The organism is Enterobacter sp. BNK-18 (genome assembly GCF_047456135.1).
GTDB lineage: Bacteria > Pseudomonadota > Gammaproteobacteria > Enterobacterales > Enterobacteriaceae > Enterobacter > Enterobacter ludwigii.
The window spans coordinates 3,103,224-3,121,685 of the sequence record NZ_CP179899.1; the positions used below are offsets into that span (position 1 = coordinate 3,103,224).

General features: G+C 57.9%; 19 protein-coding genes and 1 riboswitch. Of the genes, 13 read left to right on the top strand and 6 right to left on the bottom strand.

Annotation, left to right across the window (positions count from 1 at the left end; genetic code table 11):
- Positions 1-12: 12 nt before the first annotated feature.
- Positions 13-666, bottom strand: coding sequence for a 3,4-dihydroxy-2-butanone-4-phosphate synthase (gene ribB, locus ACMGG3_RS14895; protein ID WP_014171649.1), 654 nt, complete (start codon positions 664-666; stop codon positions 13-15).
- A 105-nt stretch (positions 667-771) separates the two neighbouring features.
- Positions 772-922, bottom strand: a riboswitch (FMN riboswitch).
- A gap of 117 nt (positions 923-1,039) precedes the next feature.
- On the opposite strand from ribB, the gene ubiK reads away from it, so the two are divergent.
- The gene (gene ubiK, locus ACMGG3_RS14900; protein ID WP_020883634.1) at positions 1,040-1,336 is read left to right on the top strand and encodes a ubiquinone biosynthesis accessory factor UbiK; all 297 of its coding nucleotides are present in this window, start codon (positions 1,040-1,042) and stop codon (positions 1,334-1,336) included.
- Positions 1,337-1,432: 96 nt separating this feature from the next.
- On the opposite strand, the gene hldE is transcribed toward ubiK, so the two are convergent.
- The 3 genes from hldE to ACMGG3_RS14915 are packed head-to-tail and all read right to left on the bottom strand — an operon-like array spanning position 1,433 to position 7,081.
- Complete coding sequence (gene hldE, locus ACMGG3_RS14905; protein WP_020883633.1) at positions 1,433-2,863, bottom strand: bifunctional D-glycero-beta-D-manno-heptose-7-phosphate kinase/D-glycero-beta-D-manno-heptose 1-phosphate adenylyltransferase HldE; 1,431 nt, start codon at positions 2,861-2,863, stop codon at positions 1,433-1,435.
- A 40-nt stretch (positions 2,864-2,903) separates the two neighbouring features.
- Positions 2,904-5,762, bottom strand: coding sequence for a bifunctional [glutamate--ammonia ligase]-adenylyl-L-tyrosine phosphorylase/[glutamate--ammonia-ligase] adenylyltransferase (gene glnE / locus ACMGG3_RS14910; protein ID WP_414149921.1), 2,859 nt, complete (start codon positions 5,760-5,762; stop codon positions 2,904-2,906).
- Between the two features lie 17 nt (positions 5,763-5,779).
- Entirely contained in the window at positions 5,780-7,081 is a 1,302-nt protein-coding gene (locus ACMGG3_RS14915) for an inorganic triphosphatase (protein ID WP_063156861.1), read from the bottom strand.
- Positions 7,082-7,310: 229 nt separating this feature from the next.
- Between ACMGG3_RS14915 and ACMGG3_RS14920 the strand changes: the two genes are divergently transcribed.
- A complete protein-coding gene (locus ACMGG3_RS14920; RefSeq protein ID WP_025203004.1) occupies positions 7,311-7,931 on the top strand; it encodes a TIGR04211 family SH3 domain-containing protein in 621 nt (206 codons plus the stop codon).
- Between the two features lie 61 nt (positions 7,932-7,992).
- Positions 7,993-9,234 carry a multifunctional CCA addition/repair protein gene (locus tag ACMGG3_RS14925; RefSeq protein WP_020883630.1) on the top strand — a complete coding sequence of 414 codons (1,242 nt, stop codon included), beginning with the start codon at positions 7,993-7,995 and terminating at the stop codon, positions 9,232-9,234.
- Between the two features lie 10 nt (positions 9,235-9,244).
- On the opposite strand, the gene bacA is transcribed toward ACMGG3_RS14925, so the two are convergent.
- Entirely contained in the window at positions 9,245-10,066 is an 822-nt protein-coding gene (bacA, locus tag ACMGG3_RS14930) for an undecaprenyl-diphosphate phosphatase (protein WP_014171656.1), read from the bottom strand.
- 107 nt (positions 10,067-10,173) lie between these two features.
- On the bottom strand, positions 10,174-10,542 hold the full coding sequence (gene folB / locus ACMGG3_RS14935) for a bifunctional dihydroneopterin aldolase/7,8-dihydroneopterin epimerase (RefSeq protein ID WP_020883629.1): 369 nt from the start codon (positions 10,540-10,542) through the stop codon (positions 10,174-10,176).
- 107 nt (positions 10,543-10,649) lie between these two features.
- On the opposite strand from folB, the gene plsY reads away from it, so the two are divergent.
- The 10 genes from plsY (at position 10,650) to ureG (ending at position 18,431) form a co-directional block, all read left to right on the top strand.
- Complete coding sequence (gene plsY, locus ACMGG3_RS14940; RefSeq protein ID WP_020883628.1) at positions 10,650-11,264, top strand: glycerol-3-phosphate 1-O-acyltransferase PlsY; 615 nt, start codon at positions 10,650-10,652, stop codon at positions 11,262-11,264.
- Between the two features lie 92 nt (positions 11,265-11,356).
- The gene (locus tag ACMGG3_RS14945; protein ID WP_041162858.1) at positions 11,357-12,823 is read left to right on the top strand and encodes an MFS transporter; all 1,467 of its coding nucleotides are present in this window, start codon (positions 11,357-11,359) and stop codon (positions 12,821-12,823) included.
- 116 nt (positions 12,824-12,939) lie between these two features.
- Positions 12,940-13,767 carry an urease accessory protein UreD gene (locus ACMGG3_RS14950; RefSeq protein ID WP_414149285.1) on the top strand — a complete coding sequence of 276 codons (828 nt, stop codon included), beginning with the start codon at positions 12,940-12,942 and terminating at the stop codon, positions 13,765-13,767.
- A 10-nt stretch (positions 13,768-13,777) separates the two neighbouring features.
- Positions 13,778-14,080, top strand: a complete 303-nt coding sequence (locus tag ACMGG3_RS14955; protein WP_003862556.1) for an urease subunit gamma — start codon at positions 13,778-13,780, stop codon at positions 14,078-14,080.
- Positions 14,081-14,090: 10 nt separating this feature from the next.
- On the top strand, positions 14,091-14,405 hold the full coding sequence (locus tag ACMGG3_RS14960; protein WP_020883624.1) for an urease subunit beta: 315 nt from the start codon (positions 14,091-14,093) through the stop codon (positions 14,403-14,405).
- A complete protein-coding gene (gene ureC, locus ACMGG3_RS14965) occupies positions 14,398-16,101 on the top strand; it encodes an urease subunit alpha (protein WP_151711718.1) in 1,704 nt (567 codons plus the stop codon). The genes ACMGG3_RS14960 and ureC overlap by 8 nt, the downstream gene beginning before the upstream one ends.
- A gap of 9 nt (positions 16,102-16,110) precedes the next feature.
- Positions 16,111-16,581 carry an urease accessory protein UreE gene (ureE, locus tag ACMGG3_RS14970; protein ID WP_050737305.1) on the top strand — a complete coding sequence of 157 codons (471 nt, stop codon included), beginning with the start codon at positions 16,111-16,113 and terminating at the stop codon, positions 16,579-16,581.
- Positions 16,582-16,590: 9 nt separating this feature from the next.
- Positions 16,591-17,130 (top strand): HupE/UreJ family protein, encoded by a 540-nt coding sequence (locus tag ACMGG3_RS14975; protein WP_032680263.1) that lies wholly within the window; start codon positions 16,591-16,593, stop codon positions 17,128-17,130.
- Complete coding sequence (locus ACMGG3_RS14980; RefSeq protein ID WP_414149286.1) at positions 17,130-17,804, top strand: urease accessory protein UreF; 675 nt, start codon at positions 17,130-17,132, stop codon at positions 17,802-17,804. The genes ACMGG3_RS14975 and ACMGG3_RS14980 overlap by 1 nt, the downstream gene beginning before the upstream one ends.
- A 9-nt stretch (positions 17,805-17,813) precedes the next feature.
- Positions 17,814-18,431: an urease accessory protein UreG gene (gene ureG / locus ACMGG3_RS14985; RefSeq protein WP_014171666.1), complete on the top strand. Its 618-nt coding sequence runs from the start codon at positions 17,814-17,816 to the stop codon at positions 18,429-18,431.
- The last annotated feature ends 31 nt before the right edge of the window (positions 18,432-18,462 follow it).

The window sequence follows — 18,462 nt, forward strand, 5'->3', positions numbered from 1 at the left end:
ACATCAGCCCTTTCAGCTGGCTTTGCGCGCGTGCGCCTGGCGATACTCCACCAGATCTTCAATCGTTACCACGGGCATATTATGCAGACGGGCAAAGGTGATGCACTCCGGCGCACGTGCCATGGTGCCATCGTCGTTGGTGAGTTCACACAGTACGCCCGCAGGTTTAAAGCCTGCCAGGGTCACGAGGTCAATGGTCGCTTCGGTGTGACCGCCACGGGTCAATACACCGCCGGCCTGCGCACGCAACGGGAAGACGTGTCCTGGACGATGCAGGTCTGATGGCTTCGCATCATCGGCAATCGCGGCACGTACGGTGGTCAGACGGTCAGCCGCCGACACGCCGGTGGTCACGCCATGTGCCGCTTCGATGGTCACGGTAAAACCGGTTCCAAAGGCGCTGGTGTTGTTTTCAACCATCATGGGCAGGTCGAGCTGCTTACGACGGTCTTCGTTGATACACAGGCACACGATGCCGCTACCGTGACGGATGGTCAGCGCCATCTGCTCAACGGTCATGTTTTCGGCGGCGAAAATCATGTCGCCTTCATTTTCACGGTTTTCATCGTCAAGCACCATCACGCCGCGGCCTTCGCGCAGTGCATCCAGTGCATGTTCAACACGTTCAATAGAAGTGCCAAAAGAGGAAAGTAGCGTCTGATTCATGGTAAAAAAACCTCATTAACATTATGGTTACCAGAATCAGGGCAGTCTTAGGAGCGCCGTATTAGCGGCAAAAAGATAACGTGAGCGGGCCAGGCCCGACTTGATCGTTACTCTCTCCCATCCGGACTCTAACCGTCGGCCCCGGAATTACACCGGATCTGCTGTCCTTTGAGTGGTGACCCAAAGCGCTCGCGGGCTTTCAGCGTTACGCTGATTTACCGCCGGTGGGGAATTTCGCCCCGCCCTGAGAATAAGCGAGATAACTATAACGCGATTGATTACCCTGGGCAATGCGCAGACATAAAATCTCCTTTATCCTGGGGCATGACGCGCTACAATGTTCATTAACACCGTCTTATCAAGGGAAGCCACAATGATTGACCCGAAGAAAATTGAGCAAATTGCGCGTCAGGTTCATGAGTCTATGCCAAAAGGCATTCGTGAGTTTGGGGATGACGTAGAGAAGAAAATCCGCCAGACGCTGCAGGCGCAGTTGGTTCGCCTTGATTTAGTCAGCCGCGAAGAGTTTGACGTGCAGACGCAGGTTCTGCTGCGTACCCGCGAGAAGCTGGCCCTGCTGGAGCAGCGTCTGAACGAGCTGGAAAACCGCAATACGCCAGCGGAAGTAAAACCGGCACCGGCCATTCCACCGGTTGATGAAGCAGAATAACAGCCGCGTATAACGGGTTGTTTGCGAAGATCCCCCCCTCCTGCAAAGAGAGGGTGAAAAAAACGGGCCAGATGGCCCGTTTTTTATTGGCTGACTTTATTTGCTGTCTTTCTGGATCTTCTTGATGATGTTGGTGGTTGAGCACCCGTCCTCAAAGTTGAGCACCATCACTTCACCGCCATTGGCCCAGACCTCTTCGCTGCCCGCGATTTGATCCGGTTTGTAATCGCCGCCTTTCACCAGCAGATCCGGCAAAATACCGGCAATCAGGCGCTGCGGGGTATCTTCTTCAAACGACACCACCCAGTCCACTGCTTCCAGCGCACCCAGCACGATCATGCGCTGCTCCAGCGGGTTCACCGGACGCGTTTCACCTTTAAGACGTTTCGTCGACGCATCGCTGTTCACCGCCACAATCAGACGGTCGCCCAGCTTACGCGCATTGGCCAGATAAGAGACATGACCGGCATGCAGGATGTCGAACACGCCGTTGGTCATCACCACTTTTTCACCGCGTTTACGGGCGGCGGCAACGGCCACTTTCAGCTCATCTTCGCTCATCACGCCAAAACCGGTATCGGCACGACCACGCACCGCGTTTTCCAGTTCGATCGGCGAAACGGTGGAAGTCCCCAGCTTGCCGACGACCACGCCTGCTGCCGCATTAGCGAAGTAGCACGCTTCTTCCAGAGAGTTCCCTGCCGCCAGCGTCGCCGCCAGAACGCCAATGACCGTGTCGCCGGCACCGGTCACGTCATACACTTCCTGCGCCTGGGTCGGCATATGCAGCGGCGCTTTGCCAGGCTGCAGCAGCGTCATCCCCTGCTCGGAGCGGGTCACCAGCAGCGCGGAGAGTTCGAAGTCAGCAATGATCTTCATGCCGCGCTCAACGAGCTCTTCTTCCGTCTTACATTTGCCCGCCACCGCTTCAAACTCAGAGAGGTTTGGCGTCAGCAGCGTTGCGCCGCGATAGCGCTCAAAGTCAGTACCTTTCGGGTCGATCAGCACGGGCACATTGGCTTTACGCGCGAGCTGAATCATCTGCTGTACGCTTGCCAGCGCACCTTTGGCGTAGTCGGACAGCACCAGCGCGCCGATAGTGCTCAGCGCCTGGTTAATGCGCTCGTGCAGCGGCTCAGGATCAACGCCCTCAAAGCCTTCCTCGAAGTCGAGGCGGATCAGCTGCTGGTTACGCGACAGAACGCGCAGTTTGGTGATCGTCGGGTGTGTCGGAACCGAAACGAAGTCGCACTTCACATTCACGTCCGCCAGCGACTTGCTCAGCGCACGCGCCGCATCGTCAATGCCGGTTAAGCCAACCAGACGCGACTGCGCGCCCAGAGAGGCAATGTTCATCGCCACGTTTGCCGCGCCGCCAGGACGCTCTTCAATGGTGTCGACCTTAACTACCGGTACCGGTGCTTCCGGAGAGATGCGGCTGGTCGGCCCGTACCAGTAGCGATCCAGCATGACATCCCCGACAACCATAACTCCAGCACGTTCAAACTCTGGCAGTGTTACTTTCATTCCTGACTCCAGAAAGATTCACAATTTGCGCGCGATAATATCACACTTGTTTTGTTACGCACGGTTCCACCAGCCACTTCTGCCAGCTGGCGGTGACCTGCGCGCGTTCAGTGGCGAAACAGTCCAGCGCAACGTGGCCAGGCTGCTCCTGTAAGGCCAGGTGGTGCAGCTCGTCGCGCAGCGTGGTATAGGCGCGCGTTAAGGCCTGCGACTCCTGCTCATCCATAATGTCGTTTTGCGCCAGCAGTTCCAGAATACGCACATTATCAGACCAGCGGGTCAGCTTCGGTTTAGCGTGCGCATGGCGTAGCACCAGATATTGCGTAATAAATTCAATATCGGTAATGCCGCCCTCATCCGCTTTAATATCAAAGCGATCGCGATGCTTATTGCCCAGGTGCGCGCGCATTTTCTCGCGCATCTCACGCACCTCGGTCTGCAGCGTGCTGCCGTCACGCGGGGTTGTCATAATCTCCCGACGAATGGCATCAAACTGCGTTTTCAGCGACGGATCGCCATACACCACGCGGGCTCGCACCAGCGCCTGATGTTCCCACGTCCAGGCTTCATTCTTCTGGTACTCAGCGAAGGACTCCGTTGAGGTCACCAGCATGCCGGCTGCGCCGGAAGGACGCAGACGCGCATCCACTTCATATAAAATGCCGGATGACGTGCGGGTGCTGAACAGATGCATAATGCGCTGGGCCAGACGCAGGTAGAACTGACGCCCGTCGATTTCACGTTCGCCGTCGGTCATGACGTCTGCCGGGCAGTCATGCAGGAAGATTAAATCGAGATCCGAGCTGTACCCCAGTTCCCATCCGCCGAGCTTACCGTAACCCACAACGGCAAAACCGCGGCCTTCGCGGTCAGCAAGGTGTTTCGGATGGCCGTAGCGCGCCACCATCTGAATCCATGCCTGATGCACCACCGCATCAATGATCGCTTCTGCAAGCCAGGTTAAGTGATCGCTCACTTTCATCACTGGCAGCGTTCCGGCGATATCTGCCGCCGCCACGCGCAGCATTTGCGCCTGCTTAAACTGACGCAGCGCCTCCAGCTGTTGCTCTTCGTCCTCTTCCGGTACGCGCAGCAGATACTGACGCAGCTCGTCACGGTAGGCGTCCGTTGCCGTCGGCTGGTAGAGCGTATTGGGATCGAGCAGCTCATCCAGCAGCAGCGGATACCGCGCCAGCTTGTTGGCCACCATCGGCGAAGCGGCGCAAAGCGTAATCAGATGCTTGAGCGCGCCCGGGAACTCGCTCAGCAACTCAAGATAGGTCGTACGGGTGATGATCCCGCTCAGCAGCGGCATCATGCGCGACAGCGGGACCGGCGCATCCGCACGCGAGCAGACGTTGCTCAGCAGGTGCGGCATCAGATGATCCAGCACCTGACGACCGCGCGGACCAATGGCCCGTTTATTCAGTTCGAGACGGAAATCAGCAATTAACGCCACCACACGATGGCGATCGTCGTCGCTCAGGTGCGCCAGCACCGGCGTGGTGTCATCTTCCTGCAGCGCGTCCTGCCACAATTCGCGCCAGTGTTCAGAGAGCGTATCGTCCTGCGATTCACTTTCATCGTCACCAATCAGCGCGTTAAAGACACGGCGCACGCCGGCCATATGCGCATCCAGTTGCCCGGTCAACGTTGACCAGTCGTCGACGTGCATCCCCCAGGCCAGCCGCGCCCGGTTCAGGTCATCGCCTGGTAAAGTCTGGGTCTGCTCGTCATTGATGCTTTGCAGCAGGTTTTCCAGGCGGCGCAGGAACAGATAGGCCTCACGCAGGATCTGCGCGTCGCCTTCCGGCAGCAGATGCAGTTGCTCTATGGCTGACAGCGTCGGCAGCAGCGAACGGGATTGCAGTGAAGGCTCACGTCCGCCGCGGATCAGCTGGAAGACCTGAACGATAAATTCGATTTCGCGAATGCCGCCCGCGCCGAGCTTGATGTTGTCCTTCAGACCCCGGCGACGCACTTCACGGGCGATCATTCCTTTCATGTTGCGCAGCGACTGAATAACGCTGAAGTCGATATAGCGACGGAACACGAACGGGCGCAGCATGGCGCGCAGCTCGTTGGCGTAGGCATCGTCGCTGTCTCCCATGATCCGCGCTTTGACCATCGCGTAACGCTCCCAGTCGCGCCCCTGCTCCTGGTAATAATCTTCCAGTGCCGCAAAGCTCAGCACCAGCGGACCGCTGTCGCCAAACGGGCGCAGGCGCATATCCACGCGATAGACAAAACCATCCTGGGTAGGTTGATCCAGCGCTTTAATCAGACGTTGCCCGAGACGGGTAAAGAACTGCGCATTGTCCAGTTCACGGCGGCCCCCGCGTGTGGAGCCGTTCTCCGGCCAGGCAAAAATCAGGTCGATATCCGAGGAGAAATTCAGTTCGCAGCCCCCGAGCTTGCCCATGCCCAGAATCAAGAGTGGCTGAGGAACCCCATCCTCATTGCACGGCGTGCCCCACTCTTTACAACAGGCGGCATAGAGCCAGTCCCGTGCGGCAACAATCAGCGTCTGTGCCAGCTCGCTCAGCTGCTGCAGGGTACTTTCTTCGCTGACCATTTCCAGCGCCTGAGCCCAGGCAATACGCACCATCACCCGGCGGCGGAACTGGCGCAGGACGCGCATCAGTGTCGCCTCATCCGCGACCTCTTCAAGTGCGGTTTGCAACCAGCCCGCATAATGCCGCCACTCGTCTGCCTGCGGCGGGGTGCTCTCAAGCGCCTCCAGCCAGTCCGGGTAAGCGGTGATACTTTCCTGCACAAAATCACTGAAGGTGAGCACGCTCCTGGCCTGCTCGCTTAACGATGACGCCGGTAATGACTCAGGCAGACGTTCGCAAACGGTCTGCCACTGCTGCTGTAACTGCGAAGAAAGCGGCATTATAGGGTTCCTTGCCAGAGTTAACGTTTTCCGCTGTGCAGCCAGAACGGCTCCTGCGAAATGGCTTCATTACGGAAATGCTCAATCTCAATGTGCTGACGGGTTTCGATAGCATGTTTCAGCCCCTGCCAGTTCTCCAGCCAGGCCTGCGCTTTAGGGCCGTCATAGGCACCCGACAGCAGCAGCATGCTGTCGATATTGCGCGACAGGCGGATCAGCTGATCGCCATACTGGTCTCCCAGCGGATACGCAAAGGTGGTTTTAAGCTCCGCCGCGTGGCGTGAAAGATGGATATCCGCGAAACGTTTGAAGTTATCTTCAATTTTGGCCTGCGCTTTTGCATCCAGGAAGGCACGCCAGCTGCGCGTCACCAGAAACTCGGTCAGCGCCAGCCTGGCGGCGGCGTTTTGCGGGCTGTAGAGTGCCGTTTGCGCGGATACGTCAGAGAGCAGCAGCGCTTCGGTCTGGGTCAGCAGGTCACGTAAGTGAGCGCTCGCTTTGCGAGGTACGATGCCGCCGAACAGCGCCAGGGTATGACGCACAAGGCTCATCGCCGCTAACACGTGCGCTTTTGCGTTTTTCACATTACGCACCCACAGCTCTTCATGATAAAGCCACTGTGAGAGCGCCAGCTCCAGCGCCGCCTCCATGCCCTGCTCAACGCTGGCTTTCGGTGGCACGTGCAAAATAGTCGTCTCTTTCAGCAGGCGCGGCGCATTCCCGGCGGCCAGATGATACCCCCGCGCCGCTTTGCTCAGGCTGCCCTGACGCAGGCCCGGCTGACTTACCAGCTTACGCGCCAGCTTCAGTACGTCCCGGACTTCACCCTCCAGCAGTTCAAGCTCCAGCTCGCAAATCGGCTCCTGAAGCTCACCCGCTTTTACCTCACCCTGATCGAGGGCGATTTCAATGCGGCTTTTCCCTTCCGTTACCAGCCATTTTTCACGCCAGAAATCGGTACTAAACAGCGGTTTCACCTCGGCGGATAAGGTTTCTGGCAGCACGCCGTCCGGCCAGACTTCTGCCGGGAAACGATCCAGCTCAAGTTCTGGCTGATTGATGTCGATATTGTATTCCGGGCGCTGATGCAAACCGCCGACCACGCGGCCAGCGATTTTCATCGTCATCTCGTAGCGCCCGTTCGCGCCACGGATGCGCAACCCCATATCATGGCGGCGCAGCCAGTTGTCTGGCGTTTCGTAATAGATATTAAGCAGTTGTACCGGTTCATGGTGTTCGCCGGAAAGGGTCTGCAGATGCTGACGGAGTGCGTCAACGCTGTCTTTTTCGACGATAAATTTTAATTCGATTTCTTGAGCCATAGCCTTGTACTTTTGCAGGCGTCACAGACGCGTCAATGAGGGCGAACTTCCTCGCCATTTGTTTGTCAGTACATAGTATTTTGCGCCAAATTGCCACGCAATGAGCAATTTGACGGGCGTAAATGTTTAGGGTCGTGACACAGATGATTCTGATTGCTGACGAATGCTTTGCGTAGAGACACTGTTGCCACTACTATCGTTCCACTATTTATGAAAATAACGACTAATGATGCTTAAATTACGCCTGATTGGACTTACTTTCCTCGCTTTTAGCGCCGCAACCGCCGTGCACGCTGAAGAGAAGCGTTACGTTTCTGACGAACTGAACACCTGGGTACGCAGTGGCCCTGGAGATAATTATCGCCTCGTGGGTACGGTCAATGCCGGCGAGGAAGTGACGCTGTTACAGACCAACGCGGAGACCAATTATGGTCAGGTTCGCGACAGTACCGGCCGCACGTCCTGGATCCCACTGAAAGAGCTGAGCGCGGTGCCAAGCCTGCGCACCCGCGTGCCGGATCTGGAAAATCAGGTGAAAACGCTGACCGACAAGCTGAACAATATCGACGGTACCTGGAACCAGCGTACCGCGGAAATGCAGCAGAAAGTGGCCCAGAGCGACAGCGTGATTAACGGTCTGAAAGATGAGAATCAGAAACTGAAAAACGAGCTGATTGTCGCGCAGAAGAAGGTGAACGCCGCCAATCTGCAACTTGATGACAAACAACGTACCATCATCATGCAGTGGTTTATGTACGGTGGCGGTGTGCTGGGCGTTGGCCTGGTGCTGGGTCTGGTGCTTCCTCACCTGATCCCAAGCCGTAAGCGTAAAGACCGCTGGATGAACTAATTCGTCTTCTCTGCCAGACTTACGTATTATCTTGCGAAAAGAGAAAACGGGAGTACAGGGCGTGAAGAGTTATCTGGTCGGTGGTGCGGTACGTGATGCGTTGTTAGGTCTGCCGGTCAAAGATAAAGACTGGGTGGTGGTGGGAGCCACACCTGAAGAGATGCTTAACGCGGGCTACCAGCAGGTAGGCCGCGATTTTCCTGTGTTTCTGCACCCGCAAAGCCGTGAGGAGTACGCCCTTGCGCGTACCGAACGGAAATCTGGTTCGGGTTATACCGGCTTCACCTGCTATGCCGCACCGGACGTCACGCTGGAGCAAGATCTCCTGCGTCGCGATCTCACCATCAACGCGCTGGCGCAGGACGAAGACGGCCAGATCATTGACGCGTATGGCGGTCAGGACGATCTGCGTAATCGACTGCTGCGTCACGTCTCCCCGGCGTTTTCTGAAGATCCGCTCCGCGTGTTGCGCGTGGCGCGCTTTGCGGCGCGTTACGCGCATCTGAGCTTCCGCATTGCCGATGAGACCCTGGCACTGATGACCGCCATGACCGAGGCGGGCGAACTGGCCCACCTCACGCCAGAGCGCGTCTGGAAAGAGACGGAAAACGCCCTTACTACCCGCAACCCGCAGGTCTTTTTCCAGGTGCTGCGTGACTGTGGTGCACTGAAAGTGCTGTTCCCGGAAATTGACGCGCTGTTCGGCGTGCCCGCCCCGGCGAAATGGCACCCGGAAATCGATACCGGCGTGCATACCCTTATGACCCTGAGTATGGCTGCCATGCTCAGCCCCGAGGTGGATGTGCGTTTTTCAACGCTGTGCCACGATCTCGGCAAAGGATTAACGCCAAAAGCCATGTGGCCGCGCCACCATGGCCACGGTCCTGCCGGGGTGAAGCTGGTCGAAGGGCTTTGCCAGCGCCTGCGGGTACCCAACGAGATCCGCGATCTCGCCAGACTGGTGGCGGAATTTCACGACCTGATCCACACCTTCCCGATCCTCAAACCGGCCACCATCGTTAAGCTGTTTGATAACATCGACGCATGGCGCAAACCCCAGCGCGTCGAGCAGATCGCGTTGACCAGCGAAGCCGACGTACGTGGCCGCACCGGTTTTGAAGCCTGCGATTATCCGCAGGGACGGCTGTTACGCGCAGCGTGGGAAGTGGCAAAAGCGGTACCGACTAAAGCGGTTGTTGAGGCGGGCTTCAAGGGACCGGAAATCCGGGAAGAGCTGACGAAACGTCGAATTCAGGCGGTGACGGACTGGAAGGAAAAGCATTGCCCTCAGCCTAAAGACTGAGGGCCGTCGGTCAGAAGAAGACCACGTAAACCGCAGCCGCCACGATAAAGCGATAGATCGCGAACGGAATAAACGAGATACGCTTAATCAACTGCAGGAAGGTTTTGATGGCGATCAGCGCCACGATAAAGGCGGTGACAAAGCCCACGGCGAACATCGGAATGTCACCCGTGGTGAGGAAGCCAATGCTTTTATAGACGTCGAGTGCGGTCGCGCCCATCATCATCGGCACCGCCAGCAGGAACGAGAACTCCGACGCAGCATAGCGGCTAACGCCCATCAGCATCCCGCCAGAGATGGTCGCGCCTGAGCGTGAAAAGCCCGGCCACAGCGCCAGACACTGGAAACAACCAATGATAAACGCCTGACGGTAGGTCATGTCATCCAGACCTTCCGCGCGTGGCGTTTTCGGCTTCAGCAGTTCTGCCGCGATCAGCAGGAAACCGCCGACGACCAGCGCATACATGACGTTAATCGGGTTAAACAGCGATTTAATGGTGTCGTGGAAAACCAGGCCCAGAACCACTGCCGGAACCATGCCAAGCAGAATATGGATAAGCGTCAGGCGACCTTTGCTTTCACCCTCGCGCTGAGGAAGACGGCCAAAGTGGATACCGATAAGCCCGAACAGACGACGCCAGAACATCACAACGACCGCCAGAATAGACCCCAACTGAATGACAACTTCAAACGTCTTTGCGGTATCGCCTTCAAAGCCCAGCAGATGGCCAACGATAATCATATGGCCCGTACTGGAAACCGGCAAAAACTCCGTCAATCCTTCGACCACACCCAGTATTGCCGCCACCAGCAGCGAGTGCATATCGCTCATCTATAAACCCCTAAAAAGATATAAAAAAAACGGTGTCCCACGCGGACAACCGTGAAAGATACAGCTTTAAGACCGGTATAACCTAAAATGGTTTAGCTATTATGACGTTAAATCTTCCCTTTCAGATTTGTGCCACGCTCAATGATCACGCCGACGTTAGCGGCACGCGCCACGGCGCCCGGTTTGCTCAATTTGATGCGTACCCACGGTGCGTTGAACTTGCTCAGCAGCAGCTCGGCCACCTCTTCTGCCACACGCTCCACCAGCGCAAAACGTTGCCCTTCGACGTGGCCCACGACCGTTTCACTGATATCGGCGTAGCTCAGACAGTCATTCACGTCGTCGCTTTTTGCTGACTTGCGGTTATCCCAGCCCATTTCGATATCGAACACGAGTTTCTGTTCAATGGTCTGTTCCCAGTCGTAAACACCAATAGTGGTGATTACCGAAAGTTGCTCTATAAATACAATATCCATCACGACCTGCCTGCTTTTTGGCTAAACCGGATACCACTTCCGGCGAATTATGCGTATTATCCACAGATGCTGAGAATACAGATACATTTTCAAAACGGAACAGCGTTATGAGTGCAATCGCGCCTGGAATGATCCTCCTCGCCTACCTTTGCGGCTCAATCTCCAGCGCCATTCTGGTCTGCCGCATTGCCGGGTTACCTGACCCGCGCGAAAGTGGTTCCGGGAATCCGGGGGCGACCAATGTACTACGAATTGGCGGCAAGGGAGCAGCCGTAGCGGTATTGATTTTTGATGTTCTGAAAGGAATGTTACCCGTCTGGGGAGCGTATGCGCTGGGCGTAACGCCGTTCTGGCTGGGGCTCATTGCTATCGCCGCCTGTGTCGGCCATATCTGGCCTGTATTCTTTGGTTTTAAAGGCGGTAAAGGCGTCGCAACCGCCTTTGGTGCTATTGCCCCAATCGGCTGGGACTTAACCGGCGTGATGGCCGGCACCTGGCTACTGACCATTCTTCTGAGCGGTTACTCGTCACTGGGCGCCATCGTCAGCGCGCTGATTGCACCATTCTATGTCTGGTGGTTCAAACCGCAGTTCACCTTCCCGGTGTCAATGCTCTCCTGCCTCATCCTGCTGCGTCATCACGATAATATTCAGCGCCTGTGGCGTCGCCAGGAGACCAAAATCTGGTCGAAGCTCAAGAGAAAGAAAAAAGACGCCCCGTAAGGGGTTAGTTATGCCTTATAACCAAATGTGATTTTGGTCACCCTCTGCCTGTGGTAACTGTTAATGACACAACACAACCACACAAAACGAAAATGGCAGACATTACAGACACAACTCCCCTTTCAACAGCAGGACATTCGCCTGATGGCGACATCAAGTGGGTACGTAACGCCTCTGACGTTTCACGTCTGGTCAACGACGGTTCTCAGGGTCGGGCCAACGCCCGCATCGTAGTCGGTATCGCGCTGGGCGGTATTTTCCTCGATGCGTACGACCTTGGTGCGCTGGCGTTCGGCATCAAAGACATCACCCGCGAATTTAATCTCACCCCTGCCGGTACCGGCATGGTGGCCTCGGCCATTACCTTTGGTGCGATTGTCGGGGCGCTACTGGGTGGCTACCTCACGGACAAGATCGGACGCTACCGCGTCTTTATGGCCGACATGCTGTTCTTCGTGGTAGCGGCCATCGCCTGTGCACTGGCACCGAACGAATATGCGCTGGCGGGCGCACGCTTTGTGATGGGCCTCGGCGTGGGGATCGATCTGCCGGTGGCGATGGCGTTTCTTAGCGAGTTCGCCAGGCTCAAAGGCCCCGGAAACAAGGCCTCCAGCGTCGCAATGTGGTGTCCAACCTGGTATGCCGCAATCAGCATCTCTTACCTGTTGGTGTTATTCTTCTACGCCGTACTGCCAGAAAGTCACAGCGACTGGCTGTGGCGCTTAATCCTGGGGTTTGGCGCAGTGCCTGCGCTGGTGATTATCGCCATTCGTAGCCGCTACATGAGCGAGTCCCCGGTCTGGGCGGCGAATCAGGGTAACCTGAAAGAGGCGGCCGCTATCTTGCGGCAATCGTATAACATCAACGCCCACGTGCCGCAGGATGCGCTTAACCAACCGGCACCGGTGGTCAACAAGGCGAAGTGGGCAAACTATCTGAACCTGTTCCGTGGCGTCTATTTGCGACGTACCACGCTCGCTACCCTGCTCTCGGTGGTGTCGTCTTTCGCCTATAACGCCGTCGCATTTGGTCTGCCGGTCATTATCTCCAGCTTCTTTGTGCAGTCGATGCTGACCACTATTCTGATCTCACTGGTGCTAAACCTGCTGTTTGCCTTCGTCGGCGGATTGCTGGCAGTACGCTATGTTCCGCGCTTCGGCGCGTGGCGGATGTCACTGGCGGGCTACGCCTGTCAGCTTGTTGCTCTGCTGGGGCTGGCGCTGATTGGTCGTCCGGAAGGCGTATCGGAAGGCGTTATCGCCGTCGCGATGCTGGCGCTGTTCCTGTTCGGTCAGGGATTTGGGCCCGGTGCCCATACCATGACGTTTGCGTCCCTGAGCTATCCCACCTCTCTGCGCGGCGTGGGCGTGGGCCTTAACCAGACGCTGATGCGCAGCAGTTCTACGCTCTCGCTGTTTCTGTTCCCTCTGCTGGTGGCCTCTCTTGATACCGCCGTGTTCTGGGTGATCGCCCTGGCACCGTTTATCGGGCTGGCTGCGCTGCTGGCGATCCGCTGGGAACCGTCCGGCTATGATGTGGATGCAGAGGATTATCGATAACCTTCTCAACCGGCTCCTTGAGCCGGTTTTTTTATCCATAAGCGACTCATATGACAGCCTTCATTTCTGCCAGGGCATACTGAAACGTCTCCCGATGATGAGCAGATGGATGCAGCATGTTAGCAGCTCAGGTCACTGATAATTCTTACAAAGGCTGGCAGGCATCGCTTGCCCTGCAGTTTTGTTACACCCCTGAGAAAACCCTCCTGCACGCTGCTCATCACATCGGGCCCCTCACCGTACAGCGACCTTTTTATCCCGAAGGCGACACCTGTCACCTGTATTTACTGCACCCGCCAGGCGGGATAGTCGGCGGCGATACGCTGGATATTTCGGTGCATCTGGACGCGAAAAGCCATGCGCTGATCACCATGCCCGGCGCGAGCAAGTTCTATCGCAGCAGCGGCCCGCAGGCCTGTCTCAATCAGCACTTCTGGCTCGACGATGAGGCTACGCTGGAGTGGCTGCCGCAGGACACCATTATCTTTCCCGGTGCGAATGCCGCCCTGCGTTCCGTTTTTCATCTGAAGGCTTCCAGTACGCTGCTGGCGTGGGAATTGTACTGTCTGGGTCGCCCGGTGATCGGCGAAACCTTCAGCCACGGCACGCTGGAAAGCCGCCTTGAGATCTGGGTCGACGATGAGCCACGGCTGATTGAACGTCAGCACCTCAGCAATGGCGATCTCACGCCCGTTGCAGGTCTCCCGTGGGTCGGCACGCTGCTGTTCTTTCCGGCCAGGGAAGCGCACCTCGAAACGGTGCGCGAGCTGCTGACGCCGCTGAGCAACTTTGCCGGGGCAACGCTCACAGACGATCTGCTGTCGGTGCGTTTTCTCTCCCACGACAACCTGATTTGCCAGCGGGTGATGCGCGATATCTGGCAGTCGCTTCGCCCGCTTTTAACCCCCAAAACCGCCTGTTCGCCGCGTATCTGGCAGACATAAGAGAAACGTTATGGAACTGACCCCCAGAGAAAAAGACAAGCTGTTGCTGTTTACCGCTGCGCTGGTTGCCGAACGCCGCCTTGCGCGCGGGGTAAAACTGAATTACCCGGAATCAGTCGCGCTGATCAGCGCGTTTATTATGGAAGGCGCCCGCGATGGCGAAACCGTCGCCTCACTGATGGAAGCGGGCCGTCACGTCCTGACGCGCGACCAGGTGATGGAAGGCGTACCGGAGATGATCCCCGACATTCAGGTGGAAGCGACGTTCCCGGACGGATCAAAGCTCGTCACCGTCCATAACCCGATCGTATAAGGAGCGCGTGATGATCCCAGGCGAATACCAGATCCAATCCGGAAACATTGCGATCAACGTTGGGCGAGACACGCAAAACGTGATCGTCGAAAACCATGGCGACAGGCCGATCCAGGTGGGATCGCACTACCACTTTTATGAGATTAACCCGGCGCTGAAATTCGACCGGGAAGCCACCAAAGGCTATCGGCTGAATATTCCGGCAGGCACCGCCGTGCGTTTCGAACCCGGACAGAAGCGCGAGGTGACGCTGGTTCAGGTCAGCGGCGCGCAGCGTATTTTCGGCTTTCGCGGCGAGGTGATGGGAGAGGTGAAAAATGGCTGAAATTTCACGCCAGGCCTACGCCGATATGTTCGGCCCCACCACTGGCGATAAAGTGCGTCTGGCCGACAGCGAGCTGTGGATAGAAGTGGAAAACGATCTCACGGTCTACGGCGAAGAGGTCAAATTCGGCGGCGGGAAGGTGATCCGCGACGGTATGGGCCAGGGGCAGATGACATCCGACGGCTGCGTGGATCTGGTGCTGACCAACGCGTTGATTATCGATCACTGGGGGATCGTTAAAGCCGATATTGGCGTAAAAAACGGACGGATCTTTGCCGTGGGTAAAGCCGGTAACCCGGATATACAGCCCGGGGTCACGATCCCAATTGGCGCAGCGACAGAAGTGATCGCCGCCGAGGGGAAAATTGTCACCGCCGGCGGGATCGACACGCACATCCACTGGATCTGCCCGCAGCAGGCGGAAGAGGCGCTGGTCTCTGGCGTCACCACCATGATTGGCGGGGGCACGGGCCCAGCGGCAGGCACCAACGCCACGACCTGTACGCCAGGGCCCTGGTATATCGCGCGGATGTTGCAGGCGGCCGATACACTACCGGTGAATATCGGCCTGCTTGGCAAAGGTAACGGTTCCAACCCTGATGCCCTGCGCGAGCAGATCGCAGCGGGCGCCATCGGGCTGAAGATCCACGAAGACTGGGGCGCGACGCCTGCCGCCATCAACTGCTCACTGGCGGTGGCGGAGGAGATGGATATTCAGGTGGCGCTGCACAGCGACACGCTGAACGAATCCGGGTTTGTTGAGGACACGCTGGCGGCTATCGGCGGGCGGACCATTCACACCTTCCATACGGAAGGGGCGGGCGGCGGACATGCACCGGATATTATTACCGCCTGCGCGCACCCGAATATTCTGCCCTCCTCCACTAACCCGACGCTGCCCTACACGGTGAATACCATCGACGAGCATCTCGACATGCTGATGGTGTGTCACCACCTCGACCCGGATATCGCCGAGGACGTGGCCTTTGCTGAATCACGCATTCGCCGGGAGACCATCGCTGCGGAAGATGTCCTTCACGATATTGGTGCCTTCTCGCTGACCTCGTCCGACTCCCAGGCAATGGGTCGCGTCGGCGAAGTGATTATTCGTACCTGGCAGGTGGCGCACCGTATGAAGGTTCAGCGCGGCGCACTGCCGGAAGAGACCGGGAACAACGATAACTTCCGCGTGAAACGCTATATCGCCAAATACACCATTAACCCGGCGCTGACCCACGGGATTGCTCATGAAGTGGGCTCGATTGAGGCCGGGAAACTGGCGGATTTAGTGGTCTGGTCCCCCGCGTTCTTTGGCGTCAAACCCGCCACCATTGTGAAAGGCGGGATGATCGCCTGCGCGCCGATGGGGGATATCAACGCCTCTATCCCAACGCCGCAACCGGTCCATTACCGTCCGATGTTTGGCACGCTGGGTGCCGCACGCCATGCGACACGGCTGACGTTTGTCTCCCAGGCTGCCGATGCGAAGGGCATTTCGCACCAGCTCAGCCTGCAGAGCGGCATAGCCGTCGTAAAAGGCTGCCGCACGGTGAAAAAGGCCGACATGATCCACAACAGTCTGCAGCCCAACATCACCGTTGACGCACAAACTTACGAGGTTCGCGTTGATGGCGAGCTCATTACCAGCGAGCCGGCAGACGTTCTGCCGATGGCCCAACGCTATTTCCTGTTTTAAGGAGTGACGATGATCTACCTGACCCAACGCCTTGACCATGCCCATCCGATAACCGCCAGCGTCACGCTGCCGATTGATGTCCGGGTAAAAAGCCGTGCCCGCGTGGCGCTGAATGACGGCCGCGAAGCCGGGCTGATGCTGCCGCGCGGCCTGCTGCTGCGCGGGGGAGATCTGCTGACCACTGACGACGGCAGCGAGGTGATCGAGGTGATCGCCGCGCCGGAATCGGTCTCCGTGGTGCGCTGCGACGATCCGTTCCTGCTCGCCCGCGCCTGCTACCACCTCGGCAACCGCCACGTGCCGCTGCAGATCATGCCCGGCGAGCTGCGCTACCACCACGATCATGTGCTCGATGACATGCTGCGCCAGTTCGGGCTCGAGGTGACATTTGCCACCCTCCCGTTTGAACCGGAAGCAGGGGCGTATACCAGCGATGCCCACAGCCATAGCCATAGTCACTCTCACGCTCATTCACATTAAGGATTCATCATGCGTACGTTTTTACCTCTGCTACTGCTGGCCTTTTCTCTTCCTGCCCTGGCGCATCCCGGACACGGCACAGACAGCTTTCAGGCCGGTTTTTTCCATCCGCTGACGGGTCTTGATCATCTGCTGATGCTAACCGGTGCGGGCGTACTTTCGGCCCTGAGCGGGCGCAAGCTGCTGCTGCCTCTTGCCACTCTCGGCATGATGCTGGCCGGGGCCGTTGCAGGCAGCCTGCTTGGCGGCTTTAGCGGCATGGAAATGCTGATTATCGCCTCGCTGGCGGTCTGCGGCGCGATGATGTTTAAAACCGAAAATCGCCTGCTGTTGGCCGTGCCGGCGCTGGCAATGTTCCACGGCTGGGCGCACGGGGTAGAGATGTCTGGCCACAACTTCTGGCTCTTCACCAGCGGCTTTATGTTTGCCAGTGCCACGGTGCTGTGCGCCAGCTTCGCCGCCGGGTTACTGCTGCGCCGTCACGACGGGTTACGTAAAACCTTTGGTGGCGGGCTGATTGTCTCTGCGCTGCTGGCGCTGATGGGCTGATGGAGCACGTCCGCCAGCGGCTGCGCCTGATGCAGCTCTCCAGCAGCAGCCTTCCGGTCGGGTCATTCACCTGGTCGCAGGGGCTGGAGTGGGCCGTAGAAGCAGGCTGGGTCCCCGATGCTGAGGCGTTCAAAAACTGGCAGATCCTGCAGATGGAGCAGAGCTTGTTCTGTGTCGATCTGCCGCTGTTTTCCCGACTTTATCGGGCGTGCGAGCAAAACGATTTGGCGACGGCAACACGCTGGACGGCCTACCTTCTCGCCTGCCGGGAAACGCGTGAACTGCGTGATGAGGAACGCAACCGCGGGGCGGCCTTTACGCGCCTGCTCAAAAGCTGGGAGCCGGACTGTCCGGCAGAGTGGCGGACGCTGTTTATGCAAAGCCAGCTCAGCGGGATGGCGTGGCTGGGAGTACGCTGGGGCATTAGCGCCCATGAGCTGGCCCTGAGCCTGGGCTACAGCTGGATTGAGAGCGCGGTCATGGCGGGCGTCAAGCTGGTGCCGTTCGGGCAACAGACGGCGCAGCAGCTGATTATCGACCTGAGCGACCACTTTGCCGCCGGGCTTGAACCGGCTTTTTTGCGTGGCGACGACGCGCTGGGTGCGGCAACGCCGCTGTCGGCCATCGCCTCTGCGCGCCACGAAACACAATATTCACGATTATTCCGTTCCTGAGGAGACAACATGGCTGATTACAAACATCCCCTGCGCGTGGGCGTGGGCGGCCCGGTGGGGTCGGGCAAAACCGCGTTACTGGAAGCACTCTGCAAAGCAATGCGCGACACCTATCACCTGGCAGTGGTGACCAACGATATCTACACCAAAGAGGATCAGCGCATTCTCACCGAAGCGGGGGCCCTTGAGCCAGAGCGCATCGTGGGCGTGGAGACGGGCGGTTGCCCGCATACCGCAATCCGCGAAGATGCCTCAATGAACCTGGCGGCAGTGGAAGCGTTAAGCGAAAAGTTCGGCAATCTGGACCTGATCTTCGTTGAAAGCGGCGGTGACAACCTGAGCGCCACCTTCAGCCCGGAGCTGGCTGACCTGACAATCTATGTGATTGACGTCGCTGAAGGGGAGAAGATCCCGCGTAAGGGCGGCCCAGGGATAACCAAATCCGATTTTCTGGTGATCAACAAAACCGACCTGGCACCCTATGTGGGGGCCTCACTGGAGGTGATGGAGCGTGACACCAACCGCATGCGCGGCGAGCGCCCGTGGACCTTCACCAATCTGAAGGCGGGCGACGGACTGGCGACGATCGTGACATTTCTGGAAGAGAAAGGGATGTTGCGGGTGTAACCGTATAACTCCCCTCTCCCTGGCGGGAGAG

Coding starts and splice junctions, on each gene's coding strand:
- bacA (WP_014171656.1), bottom strand. CDS start 10,066: ATGAGCGATATGCACTCGCTGCTGGTGGCGGCAATACTGGGTGTGGTC.
- plsY (WP_020883628.1), top strand. CDS start 10,650: ATGAGTGCAATCGCGCCTGGAATGATCCTCCTCGCCTACCTTTGCGGC.
- ribB (WP_014171649.1), bottom strand. CDS start 666: ATGAATCAGACGCTACTTTCCTCTTTTGGCACTTCTATTGAACGTGTT.
- ureG (WP_014171666.1), top strand. CDS start 17,814: ATGGCTGATTACAAACATCCCCTGCGCGTGGGCGTGGGCGGCCCGGTG.
- ACMGG3_RS14980 (WP_414149286.1), top strand. CDS start 17,130: ATGGAGCACGTCCGCCAGCGGCTGCGCCTGATGCAGCTCTCCAGCAGC.
- ureE (WP_050737305.1), top strand. CDS start 16,111: ATGATCTACCTGACCCAACGCCTTGACCATGCCCATCCGATAACCGCC.
- ACMGG3_RS14945 (WP_041162858.1), top strand. CDS start 11,357: ATGGCAGACATTACAGACACAACTCCCCTTTCAACAGCAGGACATTCG.
- ACMGG3_RS14950 (WP_414149285.1), top strand. CDS start 12,940: ATGTTAGCAGCTCAGGTCACTGATAATTCTTACAAAGGCTGGCAGGCA.
- ureC (WP_151711718.1), top strand. CDS start 14,398: ATGGCTGAAATTTCACGCCAGGCCTACGCCGATATGTTCGGCCCCACC.
- hldE (WP_020883633.1), bottom strand. CDS start 2,863: ATGAAAGTAACACTGCCAGAGTTTGAACGTGCTGGAGTTATGGTTGTC.
- ACMGG3_RS14975 (WP_032680263.1), top strand. CDS start 16,591: ATGCGTACGTTTTTACCTCTGCTACTGCTGGCCTTTTCTCTTCCTGCC.
- ACMGG3_RS14915 (WP_063156861.1), bottom strand. CDS start 7,081: ATGGCTCAAGAAATCGAATTAAAATTTATCGTCGAAAAAGACAGCGTT.
- ACMGG3_RS14920 (WP_025203004.1), top strand. CDS start 7,311: ATGCTTAAATTACGCCTGATTGGACTTACTTTCCTCGCTTTTAGCGCC.
- ubiK (WP_020883634.1), top strand. CDS start 1,040: ATGATTGACCCGAAGAAAATTGAGCAAATTGCGCGTCAGGTTCATGAG.
- ACMGG3_RS14960 (WP_020883624.1), top strand. CDS start 14,091: ATGATCCCAGGCGAATACCAGATCCAATCCGGAAACATTGCGATCAAC.
- folB (WP_020883629.1), bottom strand. CDS start 10,542: ATGGATATTGTATTTATAGAGCAACTTTCGGTAATCACCACTATTGGT.
- ACMGG3_RS14955 (WP_003862556.1), top strand. CDS start 13,778: ATGGAACTGACCCCCAGAGAAAAAGACAAGCTGTTGCTGTTTACCGCT.